The 26,063-nt window shown below is 56.6% G+C and carries 15 protein-coding genes; 7 read left to right on the top strand and 8 right to left on the bottom strand.

Annotated elements, in window-relative coordinates:
• Positions 1-71 precede the first annotated feature (71 nt).
• From OLTU_RS11450 to OLTU_RS11440, 3 genes are read right to left on the bottom strand one after another with little or no spacing between them, the layout of a single operon-like run.
• A complete protein-coding gene (locus tag OLTU_RS11450) occupies positions 72-959 on the bottom strand; it encodes a tetratricopeptide repeat protein (protein ID WP_141732894.1) in 888 nt (295 codons plus the stop codon).
• Positions 956-3,985 (bottom strand): tetratricopeptide repeat protein, encoded by a 3,030-nt coding sequence (locus OLTU_RS11445; RefSeq protein ID WP_141732893.1) that lies wholly within the window; start codon positions 3,983-3,985, stop codon positions 956-958. The genes OLTU_RS11450 and OLTU_RS11445 overlap by 4 nt, the downstream gene beginning before the upstream one ends.
• A 1-nt stretch (position 3,986) precedes the next feature.
• A complete protein-coding gene (locus OLTU_RS11440) occupies positions 3,987-5,441 on the bottom strand; it encodes a hypothetical protein (RefSeq protein ID WP_218109983.1) in 1,455 nt (484 codons plus the stop codon).
• Between the two features lie 208 nt (positions 5,442-5,649).
• On the opposite strand from OLTU_RS11440, the gene OLTU_RS11435 reads away from it, so the two are divergent.
• The 3 genes from OLTU_RS11435 to OLTU_RS11425 are packed head-to-tail and all read left to right on the top strand — an operon-like array spanning position 5,650 to position 12,333.
• Positions 5,650-7,413 carry a hypothetical protein gene (locus OLTU_RS11435; protein ID WP_141732891.1) on the top strand — a complete coding sequence of 588 codons (1,764 nt, stop codon included), beginning with the start codon at positions 5,650-5,652 and terminating at the stop codon, positions 7,411-7,413.
• A gap of 14 nt (positions 7,414-7,427) precedes the next feature.
• Complete coding sequence (locus OLTU_RS11430; RefSeq protein WP_141732890.1) at positions 7,428-9,836, top strand: hypothetical protein; 2,409 nt, start codon at positions 7,428-7,430, stop codon at positions 9,834-9,836.
• Entirely contained in the window at positions 9,829-12,333 is a 2,505-nt protein-coding gene (locus OLTU_RS11425) for an Ig-like domain-containing protein (RefSeq protein WP_176736528.1), read from the top strand. Before OLTU_RS11430 ends, OLTU_RS11425 begins: the two co-directional genes overlap by 8 nt.
• Here the strand turns inward: OLTU_RS11425 and OLTU_RS11420 are convergent.
• From OLTU_RS11420 to OLTU_RS11405, 4 genes are all read right to left on the bottom strand, one after another.
• The gene (locus OLTU_RS11420) at positions 12,330-15,086 is read right to left on the bottom strand and encodes a 7TM diverse intracellular signaling domain-containing protein (RefSeq protein ID WP_141732888.1); all 2,757 of its coding nucleotides are present in this window, start codon (positions 15,084-15,086) and stop codon (positions 12,330-12,332) included. The genes OLTU_RS11425 and OLTU_RS11420 overlap by 4 nt on opposite strands.
• Positions 15,087-15,110: 24 nt before the next feature.
• Positions 15,111-17,855, bottom strand: a complete 2,745-nt coding sequence (locus OLTU_RS11415; protein WP_141732887.1) for a 7TM diverse intracellular signaling domain-containing protein — start codon at positions 17,853-17,855, stop codon at positions 15,111-15,113.
• A 93-nt stretch (positions 17,856-17,948) separates the two neighbouring features.
• A complete protein-coding gene (locus tag OLTU_RS11410; protein WP_141732886.1) occupies positions 17,949-18,803 on the bottom strand; it encodes a hypothetical protein in 855 nt (284 codons plus the stop codon).
• Positions 18,800-20,482 carry a hypothetical protein gene (locus tag OLTU_RS11405; protein ID WP_141732885.1) on the bottom strand — a complete coding sequence of 561 codons (1,683 nt, stop codon included), beginning with the start codon at positions 20,480-20,482 and terminating at the stop codon, positions 18,800-18,802. Before OLTU_RS11405 ends, OLTU_RS11410 begins: the two co-directional genes overlap by 4 nt.
• Before the next feature lie 123 nt (positions 20,483-20,605).
• Between OLTU_RS11405 and OLTU_RS11400 the strand changes: the two genes are divergently transcribed.
• Positions 20,606-22,141 carry an FAD-dependent oxidoreductase gene (locus tag OLTU_RS11400; RefSeq protein WP_141732884.1) on the top strand — a complete coding sequence of 512 codons (1,536 nt, stop codon included), beginning with the start codon at positions 20,606-20,608 and terminating at the stop codon, positions 22,139-22,141.
• Here the strand turns inward: OLTU_RS11400 and OLTU_RS11395 are convergent.
• Entirely contained in the window at positions 22,138-22,707 is a 570-nt protein-coding gene (locus tag OLTU_RS11395; RefSeq protein ID WP_141732883.1) for a DUF4360 domain-containing protein, read from the bottom strand. The genes OLTU_RS11400 and OLTU_RS11395 overlap by 4 nt on opposite strands.
• A 138-nt stretch (positions 22,708-22,845) precedes the next feature.
• On the opposite strand from OLTU_RS11395, the gene OLTU_RS11390 reads away from it, so the two are divergent.
• The 3 genes from OLTU_RS11390 to OLTU_RS11380 are packed head-to-tail and all read left to right on the top strand — an operon-like array spanning position 22,846 to position 26,048.
• Positions 22,846-23,841: a sodium:calcium antiporter gene (locus OLTU_RS11390; protein WP_176736527.1), complete on the top strand. Its 996-nt coding sequence runs from the start codon at positions 22,846-22,848 to the stop codon at positions 23,839-23,841.
• A 36-nt stretch (positions 23,842-23,877) separates the two neighbouring features.
• Positions 23,878-24,765, top strand: a complete 888-nt coding sequence (locus tag OLTU_RS11385) for a universal stress protein (RefSeq protein WP_141732881.1) — start codon at positions 23,878-23,880, stop codon at positions 24,763-24,765.
• A 26-nt stretch (positions 24,766-24,791) separates the two neighbouring features.
• Positions 24,792-26,048, top strand: a complete 1,257-nt coding sequence (locus OLTU_RS11380) for a universal stress protein (protein WP_141732880.1) — start codon at positions 24,792-24,794, stop codon at positions 26,046-26,048.
• Positions 26,049-26,063 lie beyond the last annotated feature (15 nt).

Below are 26,063 nucleotides of genomic sequence, written 5' to 3'. Positions count from 1 at the left end.
ACTGAAAAGATGTGATAAAAATAAACACAGGCCCGGGCGGTCTGCGTGGGTCGGAACCGGTCTTTTGAGACTCAGTGGGCTTCCTGATCGGCTTTTTTTCTTTCGATATCCAGCTGTTTCGCTTCGATGCGGGACATCAGAACACGAGCCTGGGAGCGCGTGTCGGCGTCCGCGCCATCCGCTTCCAGAACATTCTCCAAAAACTTCTGACTGCGGGCCACATCGCCCTGCACATAAAAGGTTTGAACCGCGAGCAGATAGTTGGCCAAAGGATGCTCGGCATTCAGATCGAGCACGGTCAGGAAATCCGCTTCGGCCTCCTGAAAACGCCCCAAAGCCTGAGCGGCAGCCGCTGCCCCGAGGGTCGCCGCGAGACAGGAGTCGCAGATTTTTTTTGCGGTATTGAACTCCGCATGGGCCGCTTCGAAATTTCCAACTTCCAGGTTGATCGAACCGAGATTCAAAATCGGCGCCAGACTTTCCGGATTCACCTGATGAGCGAGATTGAAATAGGCGATGGCTTCGCGATAGTCCTCCATGAGCACCGCACGCTGCCGCTGCAGAACACCCATGAGATTCAAGGCCATCGCATGTTTCGGATGCCCTTTTAAAACCAGTTCCGCATAAAACTGCGCGCGATCAATCTGACCTTTCGCGGCATAGGCGATGGCCAGAAATAGGAATGCATCCACATTGCCCGGATGATCCTTGAGATGTTTTTCCGCCTGTTGCACCACAAGATCCCAGCGTTCCTCGGATAAAGCCTGCATGGTCTGCTCAAAGGCATTCTGTCCTGCATAGCGCCGGCGAATCTCCTGCATATCATACCGATGCAGCTGCAGCCTCTGCCCCACCGTCGAGACCCGCAGGGCATCGGTCGGCGTGCGGGATGGGGTTTCAGTCGTTTCCAGCGTTTGACATCCGGTCAGAACGAGAATCAGAACAAACAGTGCTTTCATTCCGCACTCCCCTGGGTAAAGGAAAAGGAACTTGTATCAGCCATTTCTGAAGGCAGAGCCAGATAATTGATCTGACGGGCGGCGGCGGACGCGGAATAACGCCAGAAGGTTTCATCCCCCACGCTGAGTTTCAGGATCCAGTCCGGCAGGGTATTGCCGTGCTGGATGGCATCCGCCAGGCGCTTTTCCAGGGCTTCCGTTTCCTGGGTGAAGAAGGTGTTGAGTTCCTGGCGAGCCAGCATGATTTCAGGACCGGGCTGCTCCATGCTTAAATCCTGCAGAAGGCCGCGATACCTTTGCGCCTGGAACATGGTTTCATAAAGGGCGGGACCGCAGTGACTGGCATAAGGCACCTGGCAGGCTTCCGCATAGGCACTTCGCACGCGTTGATAGTTATCCTGAATCGTCTGGAAAATATTGTCCTGCCCGCTCATCAGCGACTTCTGCACCAGGGCGAAGCCGCTTTCCGCATCCTTGCGGGCCCGTTCAAAGGCAATCTGGCTCATCAGGTCGCTGACCACAAAGAGCGACGAGCCCTGATCCCGCAAGCGCAGCGACACGCTCTCTCGCAGCTGGGGACTGCCGCTCTGATTTTCACGATAAGCAAGTCCCGCAAGTCGGGCTCTCAGTTCGGGTCGATCGGGAAGATTTTTTTCCAGCATCGCAAGATCCTCACGGATCCACTGATTGTTCAAGGTCGCCTGGTGCACGCGCATAAGCCTTGTGCTGAGACTATTGACCTCCGCATCCTCCAGATCACGACTGGCCAGGAGAAGGCTGATGGAGGAGCGAGCTTCGTCATGGCGGGCCTTCGCCATAAGCCCGTCGATGATGACGAACTGGGCCTCACGGCGGCGGCTGTCGTTCGGAAAGTATTGAATGAAGGCGGAATAGGTCTGAACGGATTCCGCAAGTTCCCCTTGAGCCATGAGGAGCGCACCCTTGTCCAGCAGAGCCTGGCGGTAGATTTCATCACGGATGCCATCGCGTTCAATCGCCTGCAGCTGCTCCCGGGTTTCCGCAAATTTTTGCAGATTCTGATAGGAGCGTGCCACAAGATAGCGGGCCCGATTGCGACGCCCGGAGGGTTTCAGTTCACTGATGAGCTGCGTGAGTTTCTGGATGGCCAATTCATGCTGGGCGGTGGACACCAGGGCATCGGCCTGCTTTTCCAGGGCCACGAGATAAAGTTCATCACGGGTCCTATGGACATCCACGGGGCGCGTCAGTTCCAGATCCATCCGACGCCCGAGCAGGCCAAGGTTCTCCAGATCCGCAAAATCCTTGTTCGCGAGCGCATAAGCGCAGAGAGCGGTAAAACTTTCCGTCCGCAGCGATCGATCGGGCAGCCGTTCGAGCGACTCACGGAGCTGCTGTCGGGCCGATTCGTGCAGTCCGAGCTGGCGATCGATCACGGCCAGGTTCAAGGTCTGATGGGCCCTTTCGTTCTCCGGAGTTTGTTCCCGGATCAGGAGCATGATCTGCTTCAAACTGCCGAGGCTGGCCTCATCCTTTTCGGACTCATTTTTCCAGGGATTGGCGATGTTCCAACCCACCGTTTTCAGTTGCAGGGACAGGGCCTGATTCAGATACTGACTCCGGACCACTCCAGAGGAACCCTGAGCAAGGCTGGTCAATGTGCTGACCGCTTCCTGCGGGAAGCCCTGAGCGGCCAGAACATCCGCCCATTTCGCGCGAATCGTGCGAGCATCCGGATTTTCTGCCGAGCTGTCCATATACTTCTGATAGAGAGGACGAAGGGCGATCAGGAAGGCCGATGCCGGATGGGGCGCAAGGCCCTTGTTCAACTCCTGATGCATGAATTCATCATGCAGCTGCGCGATTCGGATGCCATAGGGTGTGCCTCGCCAGGTCTGTTGAGAACTGATCAGAAAATCCTGATAGGCTGCATTTTTCCGACCCTGCAGGTACTCACTCCGCAGAATCAAAGCTATTTTCAAGTTGATCTGCTGCTTTTGCCTCGGGACCGAGAGCCTGGTACTCAGATGCTGATAGAGGGCCAGCGCGCGATCCACCTGTTGGCGACGGACGGAAGCCTGAGCCATGCGTTCGAGGAAAGCCGGGAACTGACGGGCCTGTTCATAACAACTGATATTGAAGGGCACAGGATCCCACTGATGATCAAATCCCTGCTGGAGCGACCAGATGCCAAGAGTGAAGTCGAAGATTGCATTTTTCTCGGCAGGCGTCAGCGACTGACACAAACGCGAAACATAGCGGAGGTAGGAGGCATAGTCCGGTGAAGGGTCGGCCACAAGACGGCCGCTGCTGGAGAAACCAGCCAGGCTGCGGGCAATCGCCAGGGAGGCGAGGCTTGAAAAACGGCGATCCAAACGATTGGCCAGGGTCTCAAGCTGTTTGATCGCCTGCCGACGCTGATCGGTCCGGGCTTCATGAAGCGCTTCCAGGCGGGTCAGAAAATCGACCAGCTCCAGATGCTTGGGATGGGTCAGCTGTGCCCGAATCTTCCCGAGATTGCGCACGGCCTGGCTGCGTTTGTCATCATACTGAGCCTGGGCCAGGAGCAGCTGCAGAAGCACAGCAGCCTGTTCCCTGGGTGCGTTCAGGTCCTTGACGATCTGCGGTCCGAGCACGAAAATTTCCTGATGCGTTTCCTGCAGAATCTTCAGACTTGTGGCCGGATCTGCCGCATTCGGACGATCCCCGACCACGACAGCCTGCCAGTAAAGGGACTTTTGCACCAGCCGATCGAACAATCGCATGCGCAGGTAGGTATAACGCTCGGGTGGGCTTTCCGCCAGCGCCTTGCGATCGGCTTCGAGAGTTTGCTCCAGACGCGCGAGACTTTCCTCGGTTTTCGGAATCAGACCCTTGCGGTTGGGATCCATCAGGATCTGCCGGTAAAGCGGCAGGGTGCGGACATCCAGATCCAGTCCCAGCACGGGATCCTGGGAGTTGTCGGAAGCAGCGGGAGCGGTACGGACCCTCGCCGCCGCGTGCATTCCAGAGACTGCCAGGAAAATGGCGAGGAGAAGATATTTCATATTAATTCCTCTGCGGCTGATAGCTAAAACCCAGATAAACTTCCACGCCCACAGGTTGAATTTTGTGGGTCAGGGAACGATTGAGGTCCGTTCCTGGATCTTCGCTATAGTTCAAGCGTTCCGATGGGGCCGCGCCGCCATCGAAGGACTGTTTAAAACTGTAGAGAGGGACGCTGCTCATGCTGCCCAGGGCCACGCCCCAGCCGCGATACTGATAGCGCAGGGCTGCATGAAACCGTGGGGCGACAAAGAAAAAACTGGAATGGGCAAAAGCCAGCGCCTCAGCACGGCCGCTGGTCGTATCCACATTCAGCGCCTTGAACTTCACCTCGGAATAAAAAAGATCGAGGCCTGGCGCCATATCCAGCATCAAACCATCCCATAAGGTCCAGCGCCAGCCCATTTCCCCATGCACAGCCTGAGCGCTGATCCGCGTCGTGGTGCGCGCCTCCAGGGTGGTTTGAATGTCATCATAGGTGGACCGGGACTGAGCCCGATCGTAAACGTGATAACGCCAGCCAAAGCCGACCGTGCGACTCAGACCCTGCATCAGGTTCAGGGAAAAGCCTGCCCCGACAACAGCCTTCAATTCACTTTTGTTTTGCACCCAGAGGCTGGAACGATCCAGACTCTCTGCACTGATCGTACGATAACGCAGGCCTTGAAACGCAGCGACCGGCATCAGAGGCAGTGTCTGCAGAATGGTGACATCCACCGCCTGATGCAAAGGAGTGGGAGGAATTTCAGGATCCATTCGTTCCGCATTGTCATCATCGTCCGAGGCATCCGTCAGCTCCGCCCGCACCGGCAGGAATTGATACTGGGTGGAACCTTTATCCTTGAGCGCTTTTTTGATGGCGGCAATGGTTTCCGCCGTTTCACCGGTATCCCTGGCACGCCGCGGTTTGCTGCGGCGAATCTTTGGAATAAAGATTTCCGGAAATTCACCGCCTTCGATGGTCGGCGTATCCGCTTCCAGACGTGGTGCATTGCCTTTCGGGAGCTTCGGCTGTTCCGCCTTCTCCGTCTGAATCTTTTGGGCGCGTTCGGCGTCCTGCTGCTCCCCGAGGTAGCTGCGACCAAAACTGGTGGCATCGCGGTACGTGAGCCCATCCGGTCCGCGTTCACTCACATAGATCCTCTTCACCTCGACCCGACTTCCCACCTGAAAGCGGGCCATCATGTTCGCGGGCAGAAAGACCAGAGGTTTGCGGGTGATCCAACGAAACTGAGCTTCACAGAAGGGCAACGGGAGACTCGCGTGATAAAGACAAAGACGATCGCCATCCTTCAGGTCACTGGCAACCTGATCGAGCAGCAGAAAGTTGACATCTTCATCCATGTAAAGCACTTCAGACCCCGATTCAGCAGCCCATGCGGATTGCATCCAGGCTGTGAAAGCCAGTATGTAAATAAGAAGCCGCACATCGTCTCCCAGGAGCTCTGTCCTGATCATGGCTTCGGCGTAATATTTTCGAACTTGATGCTGGGTAAGTTTTGCTTTCGCAAAAACCCCCTCTCTGCGCCCAAAATCGGCGCAAACAGCGGCTTTTTACCAGCTCTCCAAAAGGGATTAAAACCCCGAATTTATATGGCATTTTTGACGATCTAAAGTTCAAGACCAAGGCACCGATAGCAGCTCTGAAGAAAGGCGGGTCGTGGCGATGAAATGTCTCCGGACTGTCGGGGCGCTTTGCTGGATACTGCTCAGCTGCACCGAACAGCCTGTCAAATCAGAAGATGAGCTGGTCGAAGGACGGGCCCTCACGGCAGCCGACTATCTTTCTGTGCGCATGCTGCCCGACAAGGCTGAGGTGCCTGCCGGCCGCCGCCTGCCGCTGACGGTGGTGGGTATCCTGCCTTACGATCGCGATGCGGAACTCACCCAACTCGGGACGTTTGAAAGTTCCGATCCTGAGGTCTTCGATTTCTCCCAGGATGAACCCGGGCTCGGCCTCGCCTTGAAAACAGGGACCGCCACTCTTACCTTCACGTATGAACAGCTCAGCGCCACGGCTGAAATCACAGTTGCGGAAAAGGTTCTGGACCAGTTGCATCTCGCTCCGGAATCGCTCGACGTCGCCATCGAAAAGATCGGCAGCACCTATGAGGAACGCCACATCACGATGCTGGCCACCGGCATCCATAGCGATGGATCCTCGCAGGACATGACGGATCAGGTGCAATGGACCCTGAGTTCCGAGGAATCCCTGACCATGCTCAGCGATCATCCCGGTGTTCTCGTCACCAAAGCCCCCGGTCGCACGCAGGTGACCGCCACGCTCGGGGATAAAGTGCAAACCCGGACGATTGATGTTGTGCAAGGCCGCACCGAGTTGAAACAATTCAGCATCAGCCCCACGCCGCTTGTTTTTCCTTTACAGACCGCACGCGATATTGAAGTCACCGCCCACTACACCGATGGCACCACTGTGCCGATCACGGAAGACGCCACCTACAGTCTGGATCCCGCAAATCTCGCCACGCTTTCGCCCAACGGCAACGGTGCCCTCACCGTTACGAGCCAGACGACCGGCAATGGGACTCTGACCGTCAGTTATCGCGACATCAGCCAGAATTTTGACCTGGCCGCGGTCGATGCTGAGGCCAGCCTTCTGCGCCTCGTATCCGCTCGTAATTTTAGTCTCGCCAAAGGAGAAGTGGAATCCTTTGAGGTATGGCTGGACGCTTCGGATGGCACGCAGGAGAATGTCACGACCCGCGCCACCTGGAGTGTCAGCAACACATCCGTCCTCACCGCGGTGGTCGGCTCACGCGGACGTTATACAGCCATCCGGGCTGGAACCAGCACAATTTCAGCCCGACTGGGCTCCCTGACGGTCACGCAAACCGTTCAGGTGAGTCCTGCTGCAGTGTCATCCCTGGTTCTCACTGCGTCCGCGAGTGGTACACTCGGCCTCTATCAGACCCGTGATTATGTGGCCACAGCCACCTATACGGACGCCACAGTTCAGGTGGTCACCAACGACGTGACCTGGTCATTCCTTGCCGATACGGGCGCCGGGACGTTTGATGCCACGGTGAAATCCCGCTTTCAAGGAACAGGCAGCGGCACGGGAACCATCCGTGCCACGCTCGGCAGTGTGTTTGCGGAGACGAGCCTGGTGATTGGGCCTGTCGTTCCCGTGACCTTGAATCTGCAGGCTTCATGGAGCAGCCTCTCGCTGGCCGGTGGCTCAAACACCTTGACCGCCTATGTTGTCTACAGTGATGGCAGCTCGCTGGATGTGACTGCGGATACGGAATGGAATTATCAAATCGTCGGGTCCGGTCTGAGTTTCGCCGGTTATGTCAGCAATGAGACCGGCAGCAAAGGTGTTTGCGTGCCTCTGGCCACGGGCCTTTTCAAGGCCAAGGCCAACTATCAAGGATTGAATGGCGAAAAATCCATTCAGGTTGTGCCATGAACGGAAGGAAATTGATGCTGAGGATCCTCGTGACAGTGCTGATGAGCACGCTCCTCCTTGCAGGCTGCAAGGAAGGTCAGGAGGCTTTGCAGCAGGGCCTTGCGGCGGGAGCCTCCGGTGGCATCGATCTCACCGGCGTTCCTCCGGAACGCATCATCCTGTCGCCAGCGGATCAAACTCTCGCGACCGGGGAGCGCCTTCCCATGGTCGCCACGGGCGTTTATATGAAAGGCTATGCGCAGGAAATCAGCGAAGGCATCACCTGGAGCAGCAGTGCCCCGGAAATTTTTGCGATCGATGCCCAGGGGCAGGGTCTTGGGCTCAATGAAGGTCAGGCCACCATCACCGCTGAATATCTGGGCGTCAGCGCCAGCACCCGAATCTTTGTCAATCCAGCAGCCATTTCCCAGGTTCTCATTTTTCCCGAGAATCTGACGGTCGAACTGCCCTTGGAAAATGGTCAGCTCGTGCCCCAGGATGTAGGTTTGAAAGCCTATGCGCTCAAGACCGATGGCCAGTTGGTGGAACTGACGGATGCAGTCAGCTGGCAAATTGATGAAGGCAGTGGCCTGAAGGATCCGGGGGAAGGACCCGGACTTTATTCGGCCCAGAGCGTGGGAACCTGGTCCGTGCGCATCACCTATGATGGTTTTGAAGCCAGCCGCCAGGTGAACGTCACCCAGGAGAAAAAAACTCTCGTCAGCATCAGACCATCCGTTACGCCTTTGGTCCTGCGCCTTGGGCAGACTCTGACGCTTGAGGCCATCGGTATCTACAATGATGCCTCGGAATCCGCCTTGCCCGCCTGGACCTTGGGCGACACCACGGACCTCGTGACGATCAACGGCAAGCAACTGACCGGCGCAAAAACGGGTTCCCTGGCGACCACTCTCAAGGCTCAGGGCCTTCAGGTGCCCCTCGATCTTTATGTTCAGGAGCCCGAACTCACCGCCCTCACCATTACACCGCCTTCCTTTACTCTTTATGAGGGCGAAATCGCTCTCTATACAGTGATGGCCAGCTATGGGGATGGCACATCAGCCGATGTCACGAGTGCTGTCACCGCCGAATCCACCGACATCAATGTTCTGACCGTGAATGCCGCCACTGCACGCATCCAGAGTGTGGCCCAGGGTTCCGCCAACCTCAAAGTCACCTATCATGGCCGCGAGGTAACCGCGCTTGTAGCCGTGGATAATCCCGTGCTGTCGCGTTTGGAAATTCGTCCTTCCGCGATTCGTGTGGTCGCCGGGCGCACGGAAAACTATCAGGTCTTCGGCATCTATTCCAACGGCACGGAAGCGGATATGACGGCGCTCGTGAACGCCCAGACTCTCTCCACATCGCGTGCGGAAGTTCCTTCGGGACAGCCTGGAGATATCCTCGGCCGCATCAGCGGCTCGACCATACTGAGTGCCACCTACGTGGATCCGCTCACAACGCGCAACGTTTCCGGTACCGCAACGGTTACCGTGGACCCACCGGAACTTCTGGCTTTGACCTTTGACCACAGCACCGCGAGCATCGCGCTCGGCCGCAGCTATGATTTTGGTGTGCAGGGCACCTATTCCGATAGCACGCAGGTGGATGTCGGCAGCCGCATTCAAATCACAGCCGATGTCAGTTCCCCCGGCCTGTCCTATGTCGGCAGCATCACGCGCACCACCGGCAATCGCATTCGCATTCAGTCGGTCGCGGAAGGCAGCATGCAGATCATTGCGACTCTCGACGGCATCAGCGCCAGCGCCACCATCACTGTTACGGAAAAGGAACTGGATCTGGTGCAAATCCGTCGGGAGCAGCCTTATACCAACGCTGGCTTCATGCTCAAGGGCAGCACCGCGGACTTTACCGCCGTCGCCACCTTCAGTGATAACAGCACGGTGGATGTCACCAATACCAACGGCAACTATACCGTGACCTGGACACCTCCCAACCCGGTCGTCGCCAGCTTCACCGATACCGGTGATGGAGAAAAACGATTGACCGGCCTTACGGATGGGGACGCCTACTTCACCATCACTGTGCAATCGCCACAAGGCAATGCGTCCGCTTCGTTTGGTATCGGCGTTTACATACCCTGCTCCGGCGGCGGTCAATATCATAGCTATCAATGCTGGTTCCTGGGAACGGCGGGCAACAGCTGCGATACCACCTGCTCCGCGGTTGGGCGTGTGACCCACGATGCGACCATATCCGTGGCCGGCAGTGGCGCCTCGAGCAGCAATGAATGCAGCAATATTCTGAACAGCCTCTTCCGTTCCTCGATGAATTCATTTAACTCAGCCGCCACCGCCAGTCAGGGGATCGGTTGCTCGATCTTCACGCAGTCCGGTTTGAACCTTGGTCTACGGGAAGCCACACATGCCACAACTGGCGCGGCGTCCCTGGCCAATTTCAGGAGGGTTTGCAGCTGTGAATAAGCTATGGCTGACCCTGCTTTTCTTAAGTCTTTGGTCCAGCGCCTGCGGAACCAAACAGGTCACGCAGTCGTCTGCAGTCGATCAGGAGAAACTGGAACAGATCAAAAAATTGATCACCGAGCAGGCGCAGCAAACGCAGACCGGTTCGTCCGGTGGCTCGAACCAGACAGACCCTTTGGACCCCAAGGCCTATGTCTCCCTTGCCGTCCGCCCGGCAAAATTTGAAATAACCGAAGGCCTGATCGACGACACCCTGCGGGTCATTGCCACCCAGCGCAACGGTGAGGAACGAACCCTGAGCCGCGATGTGAGTTTCCAAATCGAGGACGAGAGTCTTTTGGAAATCATCGACGACGAGGATTCCGCCCGCTTTGATATCAAGGCCCTGAAACCGGGAACAACAAAGGTCACTGCGGCCTATGACAAGCTCTCCATCGAATTTTCAGTCGAGATCAAAGCCCCGCAGATCCAGTCCATTGAGATCGTGCCGAAGGCCATCTCACTGGGTGTGCCCACGCGTTTCCGCCTGTCCGCGCAGTACGATAATCTCACCCAGGCCGACATCAGCGATGGCATCGTCTGGCAGTCGAACAGCACAAGCTACCTGCAGGGGGCGGCGGACAGCGGGACCACCGGTATTTTTACCGGCTACAAGGTCGGATCCGTGGGTCTGAAAGCGGAATATCAGGGTATGAGCATCGTCAGTCGCACCCAGATTCAGATGCCCGCCATTCGCAGCATTCAGGTCACGGCGGACAGCAACACCTTCCTGCTCGGAACCTATGCTCCCGTGCAGGCGATTGCCACCTTCCAAAACAACAATAGCTTTGACATCACGAGCTCCGTCAACTGGAGTGTGAATGACCCTGTGGTCGGTGTGGTGAACAGTCAGGGCATGCTGGATGCCCTTTATCCGGGCGAACTTGTGGTGCGGGCTCAGTACGGGGATGTTTTTGGCGAGGAAACCTTCAACATTTCGAGCGTAAATTTCGCGAGCTTTCGGCTGTCCCCGCCCAGTGCTTCCTTTCCTCTTGGCATGAGTCAGAACTTTAAACTCTATGGGGTGCTGGCTGATAACACCGAGCAGGACATCACCGCGTACGCGCGCTGGACCAGTAGCAACGATCTCGTGGCCAAAGCCGGTGGTATGGATGAACCGCCGGTTCGCGGCCTCTATTCCGCTGTTCAAAAAGGAACAGCCGTGGCGCTCGCGAAATATGGCAGCACCACGCTGCAGGCCAACATCACGGTCACGGATGCCGCCCTCGCCTCACTAACCATTAAAACGGACAATCCCGAAGGCGTCTGTGGTGTCAACAACCCGCAATTCACTGCCGAAGGTCTGCTCTCGGACAACAGCAGCAAGGATATGACCGCGGCCGTCACCTGGTCGGTGGAACCGGCGGAAGCAGCCATCCCCAGCACCGATCCCAGCCAGCCGGGTCTGATTCTGACGAAACAGGTCGGCACGGCCACGGTCACAGCCAGTTACTTTGAAACCGCCACGCAACAGCTGATCACAGCCTCGGCCACGATCAATATTCAGACCGCGGTGGTCACCGGCGTAGGCATCACCGCGCCTCAGTCGTCGCTCGCCATAGGGCAAAGCGTTCAGATGAGCGCCGGACAAATCATGTCGTGCGGAACGGGAGCGGACTATACCACCCAGGTGACCTGGAGCAGCAGCGATCCCAGCCTCGTGACCATGTCCAACGCCTCCGGCACCAAAGGTCTTCTGACGACCTCGGGCAGTATCAGCACGCCGACGACGGTCACCATTTCCGCCATCGGCGGTGGTTTCAACGGCACCTTTGAAATGGAAATACGGCCCAAGGAGGTGGAGTTCATTTCCGTGGTGCCGGTGCAAAATGCGCTGATCGTTGGCACCGGGACAACCACCGCCACCGTGAATGCCACCTTCACGGACGGCAGCGTCGAGAATATGACAAATATAGCGTCCTATCCGGGTTACACGCTCCAGTATTACCTGACCGATTGTGCGACCACAGGCTGCGGTTCCATTCATGCCACGAGCGGTCTGGTGACAGCAGGAAGTCTGGAGGGTTTGATCAAACCACGGGCTGTGCTCACCACACCCCAGGGCAAGGTTATCATTTCCCCCTCCGCCAGCATCAAAGTTGTGAGCAAGTGCACGGGCACGGGCACGCTTTCCGGCTATTACTGTGTCTTCCTCAGCGCCAAGGGCGCGAGCTGTGATCAGACCTGCAGCGCCACCGGGCGCACGTATCATCCCGCCACACTTTCGGTCTATGGCAGTGGCGGCGACCCGATGGAATGCAGCAACGCTCTTTATGATCTGGGTTACATCAGGAAGCTGGAAACGGACAAATTCAACCACGGCCTGGGTCTCGGTTGTTCGATCTGGACCGTGCCGGCTTTGAATATTCAACAGTCCGTGCGGGAAACAGCAACGCCGACCAGCTCCAGCGACAGTGATCCCGATTTTGAGCGGGTGTGTGCATGCCGGGAAACCTAGGCACTGCGCGTCGCAGGATCCTCTTTTGCAGTTCCTTCCGTGTTGGGAAACAAATCGCTGGGCAGCTCGATGACAAACTCGAAGGGAATAAATCCCGGGATGGTTTCATTGTAAAGCTCGATCGTAAGCCGGCCACCCAGCTGCCGGACCAGCCCCTGCACGGCATCCAAACCCACACCGCGCCCCGCATAGGAGTGCGCGGATTCCAGCGAGCTGAAACCTGAGGTGAGGACCAGCTCCTTCAGGCGTTCCTTTGAGATTTTCTTCTCGTCCGTCACAAGCCCCAGCAGGGCCGCCTTGCGCTGGATACGGGCCGTATCAAAGCCCCGCCCATCATCCCGAATGGACATTCGAACCTTATGGTCCTGCCGCACGAGACGGATTTCAATGAGACCTTGCGGCGCCTTGCCATGCATGCGTCGCACCTCAGGGGCTTCAATGCCGTGGGCCAGCGCATTCTGCAGGATATGAATGAAAATTTTATCGAGGTTTTCCGTGGCCCGTCCATCCAGGTAAACCACTTCACTATGAATTTCCAGCCTGGGTTCCGGTCGCCCCAGATCCACGGCAATACGTCGACACCAGCGATGCAGTTTGGTTTGCAACTGATCGAAGTTCATATAAAGGATACTGTGAATATCATGTAGCAGACCCCGCAGCTCCTGTCTTTCCGCGCCATACTTTTCGGCCAGTTTCCCAATCTGCTCTCGCCAGTTGTCGAGCTGGTCCAGTTTTACAAAAACATCCCGATCGCCCATGATGCCTTTCAGCCGTTCATGATAGATGCGTTGATAGGAATGCAAAACCTCCTGGGTTTCCAGGAGTAGCGTCTGTAGCGTCATCTGGCTCATGGGCTCCTGCCCCGAGCGCATGCGGGACATGCCGTCCTCCAGGCGATGGCAGGCCTCAGCCAAATCCAAAAGGCCCAGCGAACGCGACTCGCCTTTCAGCGTATGAATATCGATGAAAATGTTCTTGAGGACGTTCAGAGGATCCACATGCATGCTGATCGACAGATGCACATCCAAAAGCCTTTCGGATTGGCTCAGAAACTTTCGCAGGAGCTGGGGATCGGCTTTCGTCATCTGTTGCAGCTTGCCTAACATTTCGTTCTGGCTCGCCTGAATCAATTCCAGTTTCTTCCAGTCCGTGACATCACGGAAGACGATCAGAAAGCGATCGATGGCCTCATGGGCCTGAAGGATGGGCGTCCAATCCACCACCAGATCCCGCAAGCCTTCCTCTGTTTTCAGTCTGACTTCGCTTGGAAACTGGCTCGCGTTCAATTCAAAGGCGATGAGGCCATCCATCAGACAGACTTGCAACGCAGACTGCACGCTCTGGCGCTGGTCCTCGCCAAGGTCCAGCTTGTCGAGAAAAGCTTTTTTCAAAGGGATTCCGGTTAAGGAAGGAGTCCGAAGGGCCTGAAGCGTATAAGGCGAATGGTCCGCTTCGATCAGAAGGTCGTGACCACGGACGGTCATGATTCCCTGCTGCACGGTGGTGAGGATGGAGCGTATGTCCTCGGTTTTTTCCGCCACGATCGTTTCGATGGAATCGAACGTGGTCTGAAGCTCCTGATGGCTGGACGCCAGGTTCTTGCGCAGAATATTGAGCTGATCCGCGAGCGCAAAGGAAAGCAGCAGGGCTTCAACCAGCATGGCCCATTGCACGCTGTTCTCGGTCACTACATTGCGCGGAATCACCCCCAGCTTGTTCAAGGCCAGGACAGCAGCTGCATTCAGGAACATGCTCCAGGCCACGATATAGAAGTATCCTTCCCGCTGACGCTTCAGGATGGAGTTGACATTGATCACAAACCCCAGCGTGATGGCCATCATGATCAGGGCTATGGTGATTTTGATGGCCAGGCGATAGGGCAGCGCGAACGAGACCACATGATAGGCGGCCACCGACAGCAGGAACAGGCCTACGTAACGATAGAGCCGTGGGAAATGATTCCGTGTGCGCATGTACTCCATGGCGAAGGCGGCCGCAAAGAAGGTCACCCAGTTCAACGGCTTGTCGACCATGTAGTTATTGAGGGCCGGGAAATCCGACCAGACATAGCGGAAACCCATGCCGGTAAGACCCGCCTGGAAAGCGACGAAGGAAAGGGTGAAGAACACATAATAGAGATAAGCCAGATTTCGGACCGAAATGAAGACGAAAAAGTTATAAAGCACCATCATCAGCATCGCGCCATAGTAAAAAAACTGCGGCATCATCAGCAGAGCAGCTTCCCTGTGAAATGTCTCCTGCTCCCAGAGGACTATGGGCACCTGCATGGCGCTTGTGGAATAAATCCGTAGCACCATCATCGTGCGATCAGCACAGCCCACCGGCACGGCAAAGCTCAGGTGATCAATCGGCCGGGATTTGAAGGGCACCGTGTCGCCGAGCTGGTAGGTACGCACCACCTGCTGCGCGGCCACTTCCCAGATTCGGACGTCATCCAAAAGCGGATAGGCTACCTCAAAAATGCGTTTCTGCTCCACCGCCGCACAGGCCGGCAGCTGCAAGCGGAACCAATGCACGTTGGGGCTGAAGCCAAGGTTCACGGTCTGCCCGCGCGCGGAAATCCACTTTTCTTCGGGTAACGCCCGGATGCTGTCCAGGGTCTCGCGCCCCTCGGCGTCCACGATGTAATCCAGCTGTCCGCTCAGCACAAGCCCGCCCTCAACTCCCAGGGCGTGAGACCCCCAGAGCCCAAGGATGGACCAGGTGACGAACAGGATCAGACCACGCATCATTACAACGATACACTCCCTCGGAAACTAGGCAACGCTCTGCCGGGTTGGAATTGGATCCGCTTCAAAGAAGCGCCTGGGCAGAACAATATGGAACTGAAATTGATAGTACCCTGAGCCCTGGGGATATTCGTTCCCCAGGTGGATTGAGACCTCACCATCATGCTCATGAGCGAAGCGTCGCACGGCATTCATACCGATGCCACGACCGGATATGTCGGTCACATGCCGGGCGGTCGACAGGCCGGCGTCAAAAATCAATTCAGCGACCCGAAGGGGATCGCGACTTTCCACAACACTGAGCAGTTTCCTTGCAAGAGCCAGTTCGCGTATACCCGCCAGATTCAGGCCGCGGCCATCATCCTCGCAGGTCACCAGCATCTGCCGATCCTCCAGCTTCATCCCGATGCGGATCAGACCGTGGCGCGGCTTCTGACCCTGCAGGCGTTCCTCCGCTGTTTCAATGCCATGATCCATGCTGTTGCGTAGTAGGTGCAGAAAGATGTTGCGCAGGACCTCTTCCGCCTGATCCTTCACAAAAAATCCGTCCACCTGGAGTTCAAGCGTGGGCTGTTCCTTATGGAGATCCCTGGCCAGCGTAGGCAGGCAATCGCCAATCTCCGTGAACACATCCCGGGCACTGCGGAAAACATGCCGATGCAGGAAGCTGCGCATCTGATCCAGACCCAGGATATTCTGGTCGGTGAGTGTGCGTTCCTGGATCGCACGCTTCAGGACGAAGTAACCCTGCTCGGCCTGTTCGATGGAAAGCTCCACAGAGCGGCTTTGTTCCAGGTTCCGTCCGAGTTTCAGCCGGGCCATGGTTTCATATTGATCCAGCAGCTGCAGTATGGCCGTGATCTCCTGCTGCATACGCTCCAGATCCCAAGTCTGTTCAGGGTGCTTTTGCAGTTCCGCATAACTCTGCTCCATGTCATGGAGCATCCGCGTCATGCGCCGGAAGTAGAGACTGCGGGCCGCGCCTTTGATGGTATGCGCATTGATGAAGAGCAGCTTGATGACCTCATCCCGCTGTATGTCAGTGGCGTGGGACAAAAGATAGGCGTTATCCTCCAGCATGGTCCGGGTCGAACGGACGAAGCGCACAAAGCGTTGGGCAGGGACCGCTATAATTTCTCCAATTATTTCAAGCTCTTCCTGCTGAGCCTGGTTATGTTCGAGGAGCGTGCGCATCTCGGTGACCTCGCGCATGGTCACCAGGATTTTTTCCACCCTGCCCTCCTTGTCCTCGATGGGATTCCAGGTCAGATCCCAGATTCGATTCTCACGATCGCGCAGTTCACGGGGTAGCATGTGGGCATTCACTTCAAAGTTGATGATATTTTCCCCGAGGGAAGCCATGATCGTGCTCATGGCCTGGCTCTTGTCATCCGAACTGCCTTCGAAACGTCCGAACAGAATTTCAGTGGCGGGATTTGTTTCCAGCTCCTGCACCGGAAGAATATCCTCCAGAAGCTGAGAATGATCCTTGTGAATGCGGTTGTCGCTCTTGATCATGAAGACGCCCATGGGGATGTATTCCATGATGGAGCGAATATCCCGCGTCTTTTCCTCGATGGTCTGCTCCAGATTCCGATTGTAGTTGGAAAGCGTATTTTTATAGTGGTTGATCTGATCCGCGAGACCCAGCGAAACGATAATCAGCTCAAAGGCCAGACCAAGCGTCATGGCATTTTCCGTAAAAGTCGAGCGTTTGAGAATCCCATATTCTGAAGCCAGCCAGATCAGAACACACCCAGCCAGACCCATCCAGCCTATGATATAGAAGCGCATGACCCGGTGCCGACTGGGCGGGAAGAGATAGGCGGTGGCGAGGCCGATGATGACGATCGCTAAGAGGTTGACGTCGGTAAAGTAAATGATAGTCTTGGAGGCGCCCAGAGCAAGGAGTACGCCCCCTATGATGCCTATGACCAGGCCTATGTTGAAATACAGATGAATGCGCGGATGATTGTGCCGCGTCTCAAGATAGACCTGACCAAAGGCATTGTTCGCGGCCACCCCGAAGCAGCCTGCGACCGGCAGAAAGCGATTCCATTCATCCACATTGAAATAGTGATAAGTCAGGCCACTCAAGAGAAAGACAGCCCAGAAGACCATCCCCGTGGCCACGGCGTGCAGAAAGAAAATGATCTCGCGGGTCAGAAGGGAGAGACAGATGTTCAAAAAAATCATACCAATGATAACGCCAAAAGCCATTTCCTGGATATTGAAGGGAGCGCCGTTGGTATCATCGGCAGCGGGAGGCGGCGGCTCCACGTAGAAGCTCACAGTATCCTGCAAACCGAACTTCAGTTTCATGATGAGACGCAATTTTTGCCCAGGAGGCAGGGTCAATTCCAGGGTCGGGATGGAGGCGCGAACGCGCTTGATTCGGACCTGGCTTTTCTGCTCCGAGTCCGGGATGAAGTATTCGAAATAGTATGTCAAGCGATTGGCGGTAATCAGATGCACCGTTTGCGCCTCGGCGGATTCATTCGCCAGGAGCAGGCGAACCCAGTAGAAACCATCCCGGTAACCGCCCCAGAGAAGGTCTGAAATTTTCAGCCCTTCCGTTTCAAGACGCGCATTCATCTCGTCAAAGGAGCGATTGTCATTTTCGAGGAGAACCCGACCATAGTCATTGATATTCACGCGGGACGGCAGCGTGCCGACGTCAAAATTGGCAGAAGCCTGCCCTTCGCCTGACCTGAATAGGAATTCCAGGAGCGAGAACAGGAGGATCCACGAGAGTGAGGAGGCCTTTCGCAACGCTTTTGCCTTTGATTGTGACTCCTCTATTTTACCAGTTTCAGCGGGCTTTTATATGCAGCAACCCTGGCAAATTCTTCCTGGTTCAGGCCTTCAGAAGGCATCCAAATTCGCCACGAGACCGAGCGTGATCGCAGCAAGGTCCATCCAGTTGCCGCTGAAGCCCTCGCTGGCGGGATTGTCCTGGACCCGGGCCCTGTCGCGTGAACCTGCACTGATATAACGCAGGCTGGCGAACGTGCGAAAGCGAGGGTTGATTTGCGAGCTGAGTTTGAGGCTGGTATCGATCAGAGCCCCGGTGGTTTCACTCTGATCGTCGCCATGAAAGATGGCTGACGATGCAGGATTGCCTTCCGCTTCGAATTCGAATGCAAAGGTCGAATTCAGGCGCCAGTTCAGAGCCAGGGCGAGGAGCGGAACGGGACCAAGACCCCGATTGCTGACGAGGGTATCCCCATCCAGAGTCATGAACTCGGTTCGGGCATTGCGGATCTGCAGGGCAAGGCCAAGATGCAGCGTGTAACGATCCGTGACCATCGTTTCCCAAAGCCAGGTCCCACGATAATAGGGAAAACTATAAACGAACTGCATGGGCGTTCCGGCGGCAAAGGGCACCTCATCCACCAGGATATCCCGCTTCAGGCTGGTGCGTGATCGCAGCTCCAGCGGTTGATACACAAAGCGCAGGCGATCGCCGTCATTCATTCTCATTTCGGCCGTGTATCGGTGAAAGGTGTCCAGATTATCCTGGCCACTCTCTTTCACATAATCAAAGTGTGTCTGGTCCCGGCTGTACATGATCCGGTGATGGATCACACCGAGCACACCCAGCTCCGACTGCACCTCCACCGCATCCGAGGCATGCGTGACCTGCTCCTGCGCATCAAGCACGGGCGGATAAAGGTTGGTGAAAAAAGACAGGCAGCTGACAAGAAAGGATCGTTTCATGGCATCCTCCTGTTCTCCGTCCGTGCCTCCTCCTGGGCCCCCAGGTAATCACCAAGGGCGCGCATCAAAATCGTGCGCGGGAAGGGATTGATCCGGCCTGATTCGGTTTCAAAGGCGACCGGAAAGGCCATGCCCCAGTGGTCCGTGCCAAGGACAGCCAGCAGTGTGGAACGGAAAGGTTTCTGCTCCGGGTTGGCCAACTGATGGAGTTCAGGCCAGAAAGGAGAACGGTCCAATGAAATCTGCGAATCATTCAGACTCATTCCCGATTCTTCCCAATAACTGTAATAGGACGCACGCAGCATCCGATAATCCATGCCGCGCGGTTCGTAGGCGAGAGGATTGGCCGTGAGCGGTGCGACTCCGGTTTCCGGTGTGGAAGGATCCGGCATCGTGCTCGTGATCGCATAATAATGCAGCTGCTCCGGCAGGCGATGCGTTTTCATCCAGGCGAGGCAGGCCTCCGTCCCAAGGGATAGAACGCCCTCCTGGGCTTCCTTGACAAACAGTTTGAAACGCCGGACGTTCTGCACGTAATCCGTGAAGGGTCGATCCAATTGAAATTTTTCAAGGGCGATATCGCGGAACATTCGTGCCAGAAAGCCAATATCAATCGCATCCGACTGGATATTCTCAAGCTGCAGACCAGTCGGAGGCGCCATCTCACGACTCATCGCTGCGATATCCGCAAGGGCTGCAGCCCAGCGGCCTGTGTTGCGCAGCATCATACCAATTGTATCGACGGCACCCGCCTCCGGAATTTCCAGCGTATCCGCCAGCTGATGGATCCGTTGCAGGATCCTGCCTTCCACCCGCTCGGGATTCAGCGCGCGATCCGCCACGGCCGAACCATAGGTCACGCCGCCCAGACTGATCAGGCCTTGAAAGCCTCGAATCCAGGGAAAGGCGCCGGGATCGGTGGTGCTCACCAATTCCATGCCAACATTCAAACCACGCGAATAGCCGAGAAAATAAGCGTGTTCCGGTGGACCCAGGCGGTTAAAAATTTTGGTCAGGCGCCTTTGATAGATGGCGGTGGTTTCGGCCAGCGTTCCCAGACTTTCGAGGGACGCCTTGGGAGCCTTGAGCAAAAGGATGCGAACCCTTGCGTTTCCGCTCGCATCATCCAGACTCCCCGCCTTCACCAGGTCCCTTATAGGCTCGCGGTGCTGCTCCATGCTGTCAAGATCCAGAACCGGATCCGCGAAATCAGGATCCGCCGTGACCTGGGCCCAGGTTTGAGCGAAGCTCGTGGCTGGATCCGCAAGAATTTCTTCATAAGGAATATGATCGATAAATTCCCCAAAAATCCCGGGCAGGATTACGATGGTGACCGGATGTCGGGGCGTGAGAACGTCCTCAGGATGCGGTATGTGAGCCGCTTCGCGATACAACTGGCCTGGCAGGATTGTCTGCAGGCGTGAACGGTGGGCGGCGAGGACATCCTCCACACTGGCCAGTCCATCCAGGCGACGCTCGAGCACGGCACGGTTAGGCAAAAAGATCAGCTGCCGAATTTCGTCCGGACCATAGGAGGCCGCGGCATGCCCGGCGAACAGTTTGCGAAACTCCAGGGCTGCCTGGTATTCCCGCTCCATCGGAGTCATGGCGAAGACGACGGGAATGACGCCCAGTCCCTGCAGGGCCATGAACAGAATACAAGACATCCACCTTCGCATAAGACCTCCTCCTGACGTCAGAGCGTGCTTTGCAAGAGGCTTGCCTCAAATTCCGTCAGCGCTGCTGGCACAACTTTGGCATTTGAGTTTTCGACATTCCCGAGCAATCCGGTAGGAGTATTTATGTCAAAAGTTGCGTCTCATTCGCCGGCCAGTCTATGGAAGATTGAAGACTGGCCGAATTCCGCGGACCAGGTGCCGCATAAGTCAAACGATGTCTGTATCATCGGCGCCGGCATTGCCGGACTCACCTCTGCTTATCTGATGGCCATGGAAGGCCTGCGTGTCACGGTTTTGGAAGCCTCCATGCCCGGCGACGGGGAAACCGGCAACACGTCCGCTCACCTTTCCAGCGCGCTCGATGACCGCTTTACCGAGCTGGAGGAACTTTTCGGGAAAGAAGGCTCCTTTCTGGCTGCGGAAAGCCATCGCTGGGCCATCGACATCATTGAATCGATCTGTTTGCGGGAAGGGATCGACTGCGATTTTGAAAGGGTTGACGGCTTTCTTTTCACCACGGATCCGGCCGAGGAGGAGGAATTGCGGCGTGAATTCGAAGCCGCGCGTCGGGCCGGCTTTACGGATCTCGAATTCCTGCACGCCCCGCCCCTGCGCTCGCGACGTCAGGGTTCCGCCATACGCTTTCCCAACCAGGGCCACTTTCATCCTTTGAAATACCTGAAAGGCCTGAGCAAGGCCGTTCAAAAATATGGTGGCCACATACTTTTAAACCATGAAGTCATCGACATTCATGGCCATGAAGCGCCTTACACCCTTACGACCCGGCAGGGCAGCACGTTCACCGCCTCGCATGTCGTGATTGCCACCAATACCCCCTTCAACAATCGCTTTGTGATGCACACCAAGCAGGCGGCCTACCGCACCTATATCGTGACCATGGCGATTGAATCCGGTGCTGTGAACAAGGCCCTTTACTGGGATATGAAGGATCCCTATCACTATGTTCGCCTCTATCAGCCGAATGAACATCAGACCCTGCTCATCGTCGGCGGTGAGGACCATAAGACGGGGCAGAGCGAGGATCCGGATAGTTCCTTTGCCAGGCTGGAAACCTGGGCACGGGCCAATTTTCCGGAAGCCGGTGAAGTGGTGACACGCTGGTCGGGTCAGGTGATCGAACCGGTGGATTCGCTCGCCTTCATCGGCCGCAATCCGGGCGATGATCAGATCTATATCGCCACAGGAGACTCAGGTCATGGCCTGACGCATGGAACCATAGCCGGCATGCTGCTCAACGACCTCGTGCACAAGCGCAGCAATCCCTGGGAAAAGCTCTATGATCCGGCTCGCAAAGCGACGTCGTTCGCCTCGCTGAAAGAGTATTTCACAGAAAACATTAACGTCGCGTTGCAATATCGGGACTACTTCTCGCCCGCTGATCTCTCACGACCCAGCGAGGTGCCCATCGGTGAAGGCGCGATCGTGCGTTATGGTCTGCAGAAACTGGCCGTTTACCGCGACCATGACAATGAATTGCATATGCTTTCCGCTGTGTGCCCGCACCTCGGTGGCATCGTGCGTTGGAACAAGGTCGAGAAAACCTGGGACTGCCCCTGCCATGGCTCGCGCTTCAGCTGCAAGGGCGAGGTTATCAACGGTCCAGCCATGACGAATCTCAACAAGGCTGAGCTGCGTTAACAGCGTTTGGTGGTAAAAAAGAGCCGGGATTCAGCGCGGAATGTCTTGTCATCGACAGTCAGCGTATTGAATCCCACAGGCTGTCCCTTCAGGCGGATCATGGTCCGCATCGTCAGCTTTTGTTTGCCACCGCACTTCGTCCATTTATGCCCTGGGCTTTGACTCGTGACAAGATAGTCACCCACGGTTTGGGCAGGCCAACTTTGAGTGTTTTCAAAGTCCAGCCCGGCCCCCTGCGCGTGGTAGCGTCCAATAAATTCTGCATCCGCGCCGCCTGAGGTATCGATAAAGCCTCGATGCTCGGTGCGATACCAGGACAACGCCAGGCCCTGAGGCACTTCAAGTTGCAGCTGCACGTTGCAGGATTTCGTCGACTCACCTGGCAGTTCGGCAATGAACTGACTGAAAAGAATCTGGAGCGTCTGCTGATCCGAGCTGAGGATATGATCGGTGCTGCCGGGCGGGCAGCCGTTGCCACTGGCGTGAAAGGAAGTCACAAGAATCTGGGCTTGAACCGAAGCCCAGGGCCACAGCAGCACGAAAGTCATCCATAATAGTTTGCGCATATTTCCTCCTGCACGTCGGGATTAACGTTTTCCCACAAAAGTCCTCAGAATAACGGATCGAAATCAGAGCTGGCAAGTTCTACTATGGTCGCAGTGTTCTCTCCATGTTATGTAGTCCTGGGAGAGAGGAGAGGCCAGATGGTTGAAGCCTTCATTCAATTCGGTCTCATGGCTGTCGTTATCGTCATCGCTGGTGTGTTTCTCACGCGCTCGGCCGATGCGATTTCGGATAAGACTCAAATGGGGAAACTTCTCGCAGGCAGCATACTGCTAGCGGGCGCCACGTCACTTCCGGAGCTGATGATAGATATCAGTGCCATTCGCAAAGGAATGCCCGATCTGGCCGTTGGCGACCTGTTCGGAAGCTCGCTCATGAACCTTTTGATCCTGGCCATCGTCGATTTTCTGCACCGCAGTCCCCATAAAATGTTCTCGCGCGAGGGAGCCGAGCACGCTCTCTCGGCCTCCTTGAGCATTACGGTCACGGCCCTGGCTGCCCTCGCCATTTTCCTGAGTTCCAGGTTTGGAAACTTGGGTATCTGGGAATTCGGTATTGGTCCTATCGCCATTGTTTTATTTTACGTCCTGGGTCTGCGGGTGGTTTCCCGGGATCAAAAGATCACATCGGCTGACGAACCCGAAGTGAAAAAGAATCACAAGGGACTGGTTCGCGACATTTCCATTTATATCGCCGCCGGCCTTGCCATTGTCATTGCCGCCCCCTACCTGGCGGAAGCGGCGGGCACCATCGCGGAAGAAACAGGTTTAGGGAAGACCTTCGTGGGAACCACCCTGGTTGCACTCTGCACTTCACTCCCGGAGCTGGTTTCCACCATTTCCGCCGTCCGTATGGGAGCCTTTGATATGGCGGTCGGCAACATTTTTGGCAGCAACGCTTTTAACATGATCCTCCTGCTTCCGCTGGATGGCTTTCATCGGGGCAATCTGCTGGCCACCGTGTCCAACTCCCATGTGCTGACCGCTTTGGCTGTCATCCTTGCTTCCTCGGTGGCTGTCATGGGCCAGCTTTATCAGGAGGAGCATCGCAAAAAGCTGATCGAGCCCGATGCTGTGTCCGTGATCGTCCTGGTCCTGGGCAGCTTGTATCTTCTCTATTGGACCGGGGCCACCTGAATCGTGCCGATCGACCCTCACATACAAGGCTTGACCATGAAAAAAGCATTGATCGCCATCGACCCCTCAGAAATGCCAGAGGAAAATCTGGAAAGCCTCAGCGGCATCATCACTCATTTTCAAAGTCGCGGCTTTTTTTCTGAACTCTCGATTGTATCGGTGATTCATCCTGATATGTATTTGACACCACTCCAGTGGTTCAAGGAAATGAAGCCCACTCTGGTCAAGCAGGCCGTCGAGCAGATCGCGGGCAAGCTGGGCAACCGATTTCACTTCACCAGCATTAAAATCCTCAGCTCCGAATCGGATGGCCTCGAAAGCCTGACACGCGTGGTCACCCGATATGGGAAACGCACCGGCCATCGACTTTTGGTGGTCGCCAGCCACAATCGCAAGGGGCTGCCGCACTGGTTTCTCGGCAGTTTTTCCGAAACGGCTGCGCTGACCGCCGCGCTCCCCATACTCGTGGTCAAGCCCGACCTGGCGCTGGAGGAATTCAGCCCGGAACCGCTGATCGTGATCGGCGTCGATCCCGCTGTCCCTCTTCCGGCGTCCACTCTGCGTTGGATCGCAGACTGCTGTCGCGGGACAGCGGCGCGCATCGACCTTATTTATGTGAAGCCACGCCCTCGCCCACTGTGGGACAAGCTGCAGCCCCCGCGGCAGGGGAAGGATCCGCTCCTCATGTTGCAGAATCTCGTCACGAAATTGAACAAGGCAGGCGTTCATGCCACGGCGCTTCAGAAGGACGAAACCACGTCCGTGGCTCAGACGCTCGTGGATCATGCGGAACAGGAGCGGGCCTGGGTCATCATGACCCTGAACGATCAACGCATCACGCTGCGCAAATTGCTTCTCGGGTCCACCTCGCGCCGGACTCTTTGCTTGACGCGACGCCCCTTCCTGAGCTTGCGTTTGGATTAAGGGCCTATGGATGTCCGAGGTAAAACATGACTCTTGTTGTTGGCACGAACCTTTGTACGGAAACAGAGTTTCTGACGGAAATCGCAGCACGTCTGGCCAAACGCATGGGTGAATCCCTGCGTCTTGTGCATGTCGTGGAAGAACCTGTCCTTTCCCATCGGCATGAACCCCTGCGCCTCCGATTGAAGGAGGAGGCGGAACGCCTGCAAAACCTTTGTGGTGCGAAGGTGCGGGTGCATCTCGCGGCCGGGTCGGTTGATGATGTTCTGGCCAAGGTCGCCGAAATGGAAGTGGCCACCGCACTGATCGTCGGCAGTCGTCCGCAGTACGTCCCTCACTTTCCGGGAAACAGCCCGGTGCCGTTTTTTCTTTTGCGTGAAGCCCCGCGCCTGAAGGCCTGGCTTCAGGATCAGGCTCCCCTCCGCATCCTGATTGGAGCGGACGCCGGGCATGCCGCCACCGCCGCGCGTGCTTTTGGAGCGAGGCTGGCCAGCCTTGGCGGGTGCACGGTGGATGTCGTTCATATCGTCTCGCCGGCCGCCGCCAGCAGGCAGCTGGCTCTTCCTCTGGCCGCCTGTCAGGAACTGACTCCTGAACTGGAAGCACCGCTGCTTCATGAATTGCAAAACGCCGCGCCACCCGAGGAACAAGCGGCTCGTCCGCGGGTGATGATGCTCCACGGCAACCCCGAAACCCATCTTGTGACGCTCGCCAGGGAGGAGGGTTTTGATCTTATTATCATCGGCCAACGGCAGCATTCCCGTGTCGAACAACTCTGGAACGGCTCGGTGGCCTGGGCCGTGATGCGGGATGGGCCTGTGAGTGTCGTCTGCGTTCCACCGCCTCCCGCCAGCCTCCCGCGACCCTTCGAACCCTATCGCACGATCGTGGTGGGCGTGGATTTCACGGCAACAACCGACCAGGCTCTGGTGCACGCGCTGGGCCTGCTCGCCCCACGTGGCACCCTGCATCTGGCTCACGTTGTGCCGTTCATCAGCTTTCCTTCGGATGCCCGGGAGGCTCAGGAAGGCGCCTGGTACAAGCTGAGCAAGATGGAGCTTCCGGATTCCCTGGGTCATGCGCGCGAACTGCAGGAACACGTTTTGGAAGGCGATGCGGCGGAACAAATTCTGGCTCTGGCCAAACGCGTCGGTGCGGATCTCATCATCCTCGGCACGCGCAGTCGCCCGGCCCTCAGCCGCACGGTGCTGGGCTCGGTGGCGCGCGCCGTCACAGAACATGCGCGCATTCCGGTTTTACTCGTGCCCTATGGCAAACTCTAAGTCGGACCAAAACGG

The sequence above is a fragment of the Oligoflexus tunisiensis genome (genome assembly GCF_001748245.1).
Lineage (GTDB): Bacteria > Bdellovibrionota_B > Oligoflexia > Oligoflexales > Oligoflexaceae > Oligoflexus > Oligoflexus tunisiensis.
This window is presented reverse-complemented; position numbering and strand designations above follow the sequence as displayed.

Excerpts from the sequence above, each read along its gene's own strand:
- OLTU_RS11450 (WP_141732894.1), bottom strand. The coding sequence starts at position 959 with ATGAAAGCACTGTTTGTTCTGATTCTCGTTCTGACCGGATGTCAAACG.
- OLTU_RS11445 (WP_141732893.1), bottom strand. The coding sequence starts at position 3,985 with ATGAAATATCTTCTCCTCGCCATTTTCCTGGCAGTCTCTGGAATGCAC.
- OLTU_RS11440 (WP_218109983.1), bottom strand. The coding sequence starts at position 5,441 with ATGATCAGGACAGAGCTCCTGGGAGACGATGTGCGGCTTCTTATTTAC.
- OLTU_RS11435 (WP_141732891.1), top strand. The coding sequence starts at position 5,650 with ATGAAATGTCTCCGGACTGTCGGGGCGCTTTGCTGGATACTGCTCAGC.
- OLTU_RS11430 (WP_141732890.1), top strand. The coding sequence starts at position 7,428 with ATGCTGAGGATCCTCGTGACAGTGCTGATGAGCACGCTCCTCCTTGCA.
- OLTU_RS11420 (WP_141732888.1), bottom strand. The coding sequence starts at position 15,086 with ATGATGCGTGGTCTGATCCTGTTCGTCACCTGGTCCATCCTTGGGCTC.
- OLTU_RS11410 (WP_141732886.1), bottom strand. The coding sequence starts at position 18,803 with ATGAAACGATCCTTTCTTGTCAGCTGCCTGTCTTTTTTCACCAACCTT.
- OLTU_RS11405 (WP_141732885.1), bottom strand. The coding sequence starts at position 20,482 with ATGCGAAGGTGGATGTCTTGTATTCTGTTCATGGCCCTGCAGGGACTG.
- OLTU_RS11400 (WP_141732884.1), top strand. The coding sequence starts at position 20,606 with ATGTCAAAAGTTGCGTCTCATTCGCCGGCCAGTCTATGGAAGATTGAA.
- OLTU_RS11395 (WP_141732883.1), bottom strand. The coding sequence starts at position 22,707 with ATGCGCAAACTATTATGGATGACTTTCGTGCTGCTGTGGCCCTGGGCT.
- OLTU_RS11390 (WP_176736527.1), top strand. The coding sequence starts at position 22,846 with ATGGTTGAAGCCTTCATTCAATTCGGTCTCATGGCTGTCGTTATCGTC.
- OLTU_RS11385 (WP_141732881.1), top strand. The coding sequence starts at position 23,878 with ATGAAAAAAGCATTGATCGCCATCGACCCCTCAGAAATGCCAGAGGAA.
- OLTU_RS11380 (WP_141732880.1), top strand. The coding sequence starts at position 24,792 with ATGACTCTTGTTGTTGGCACGAACCTTTGTACGGAAACAGAGTTTCTG.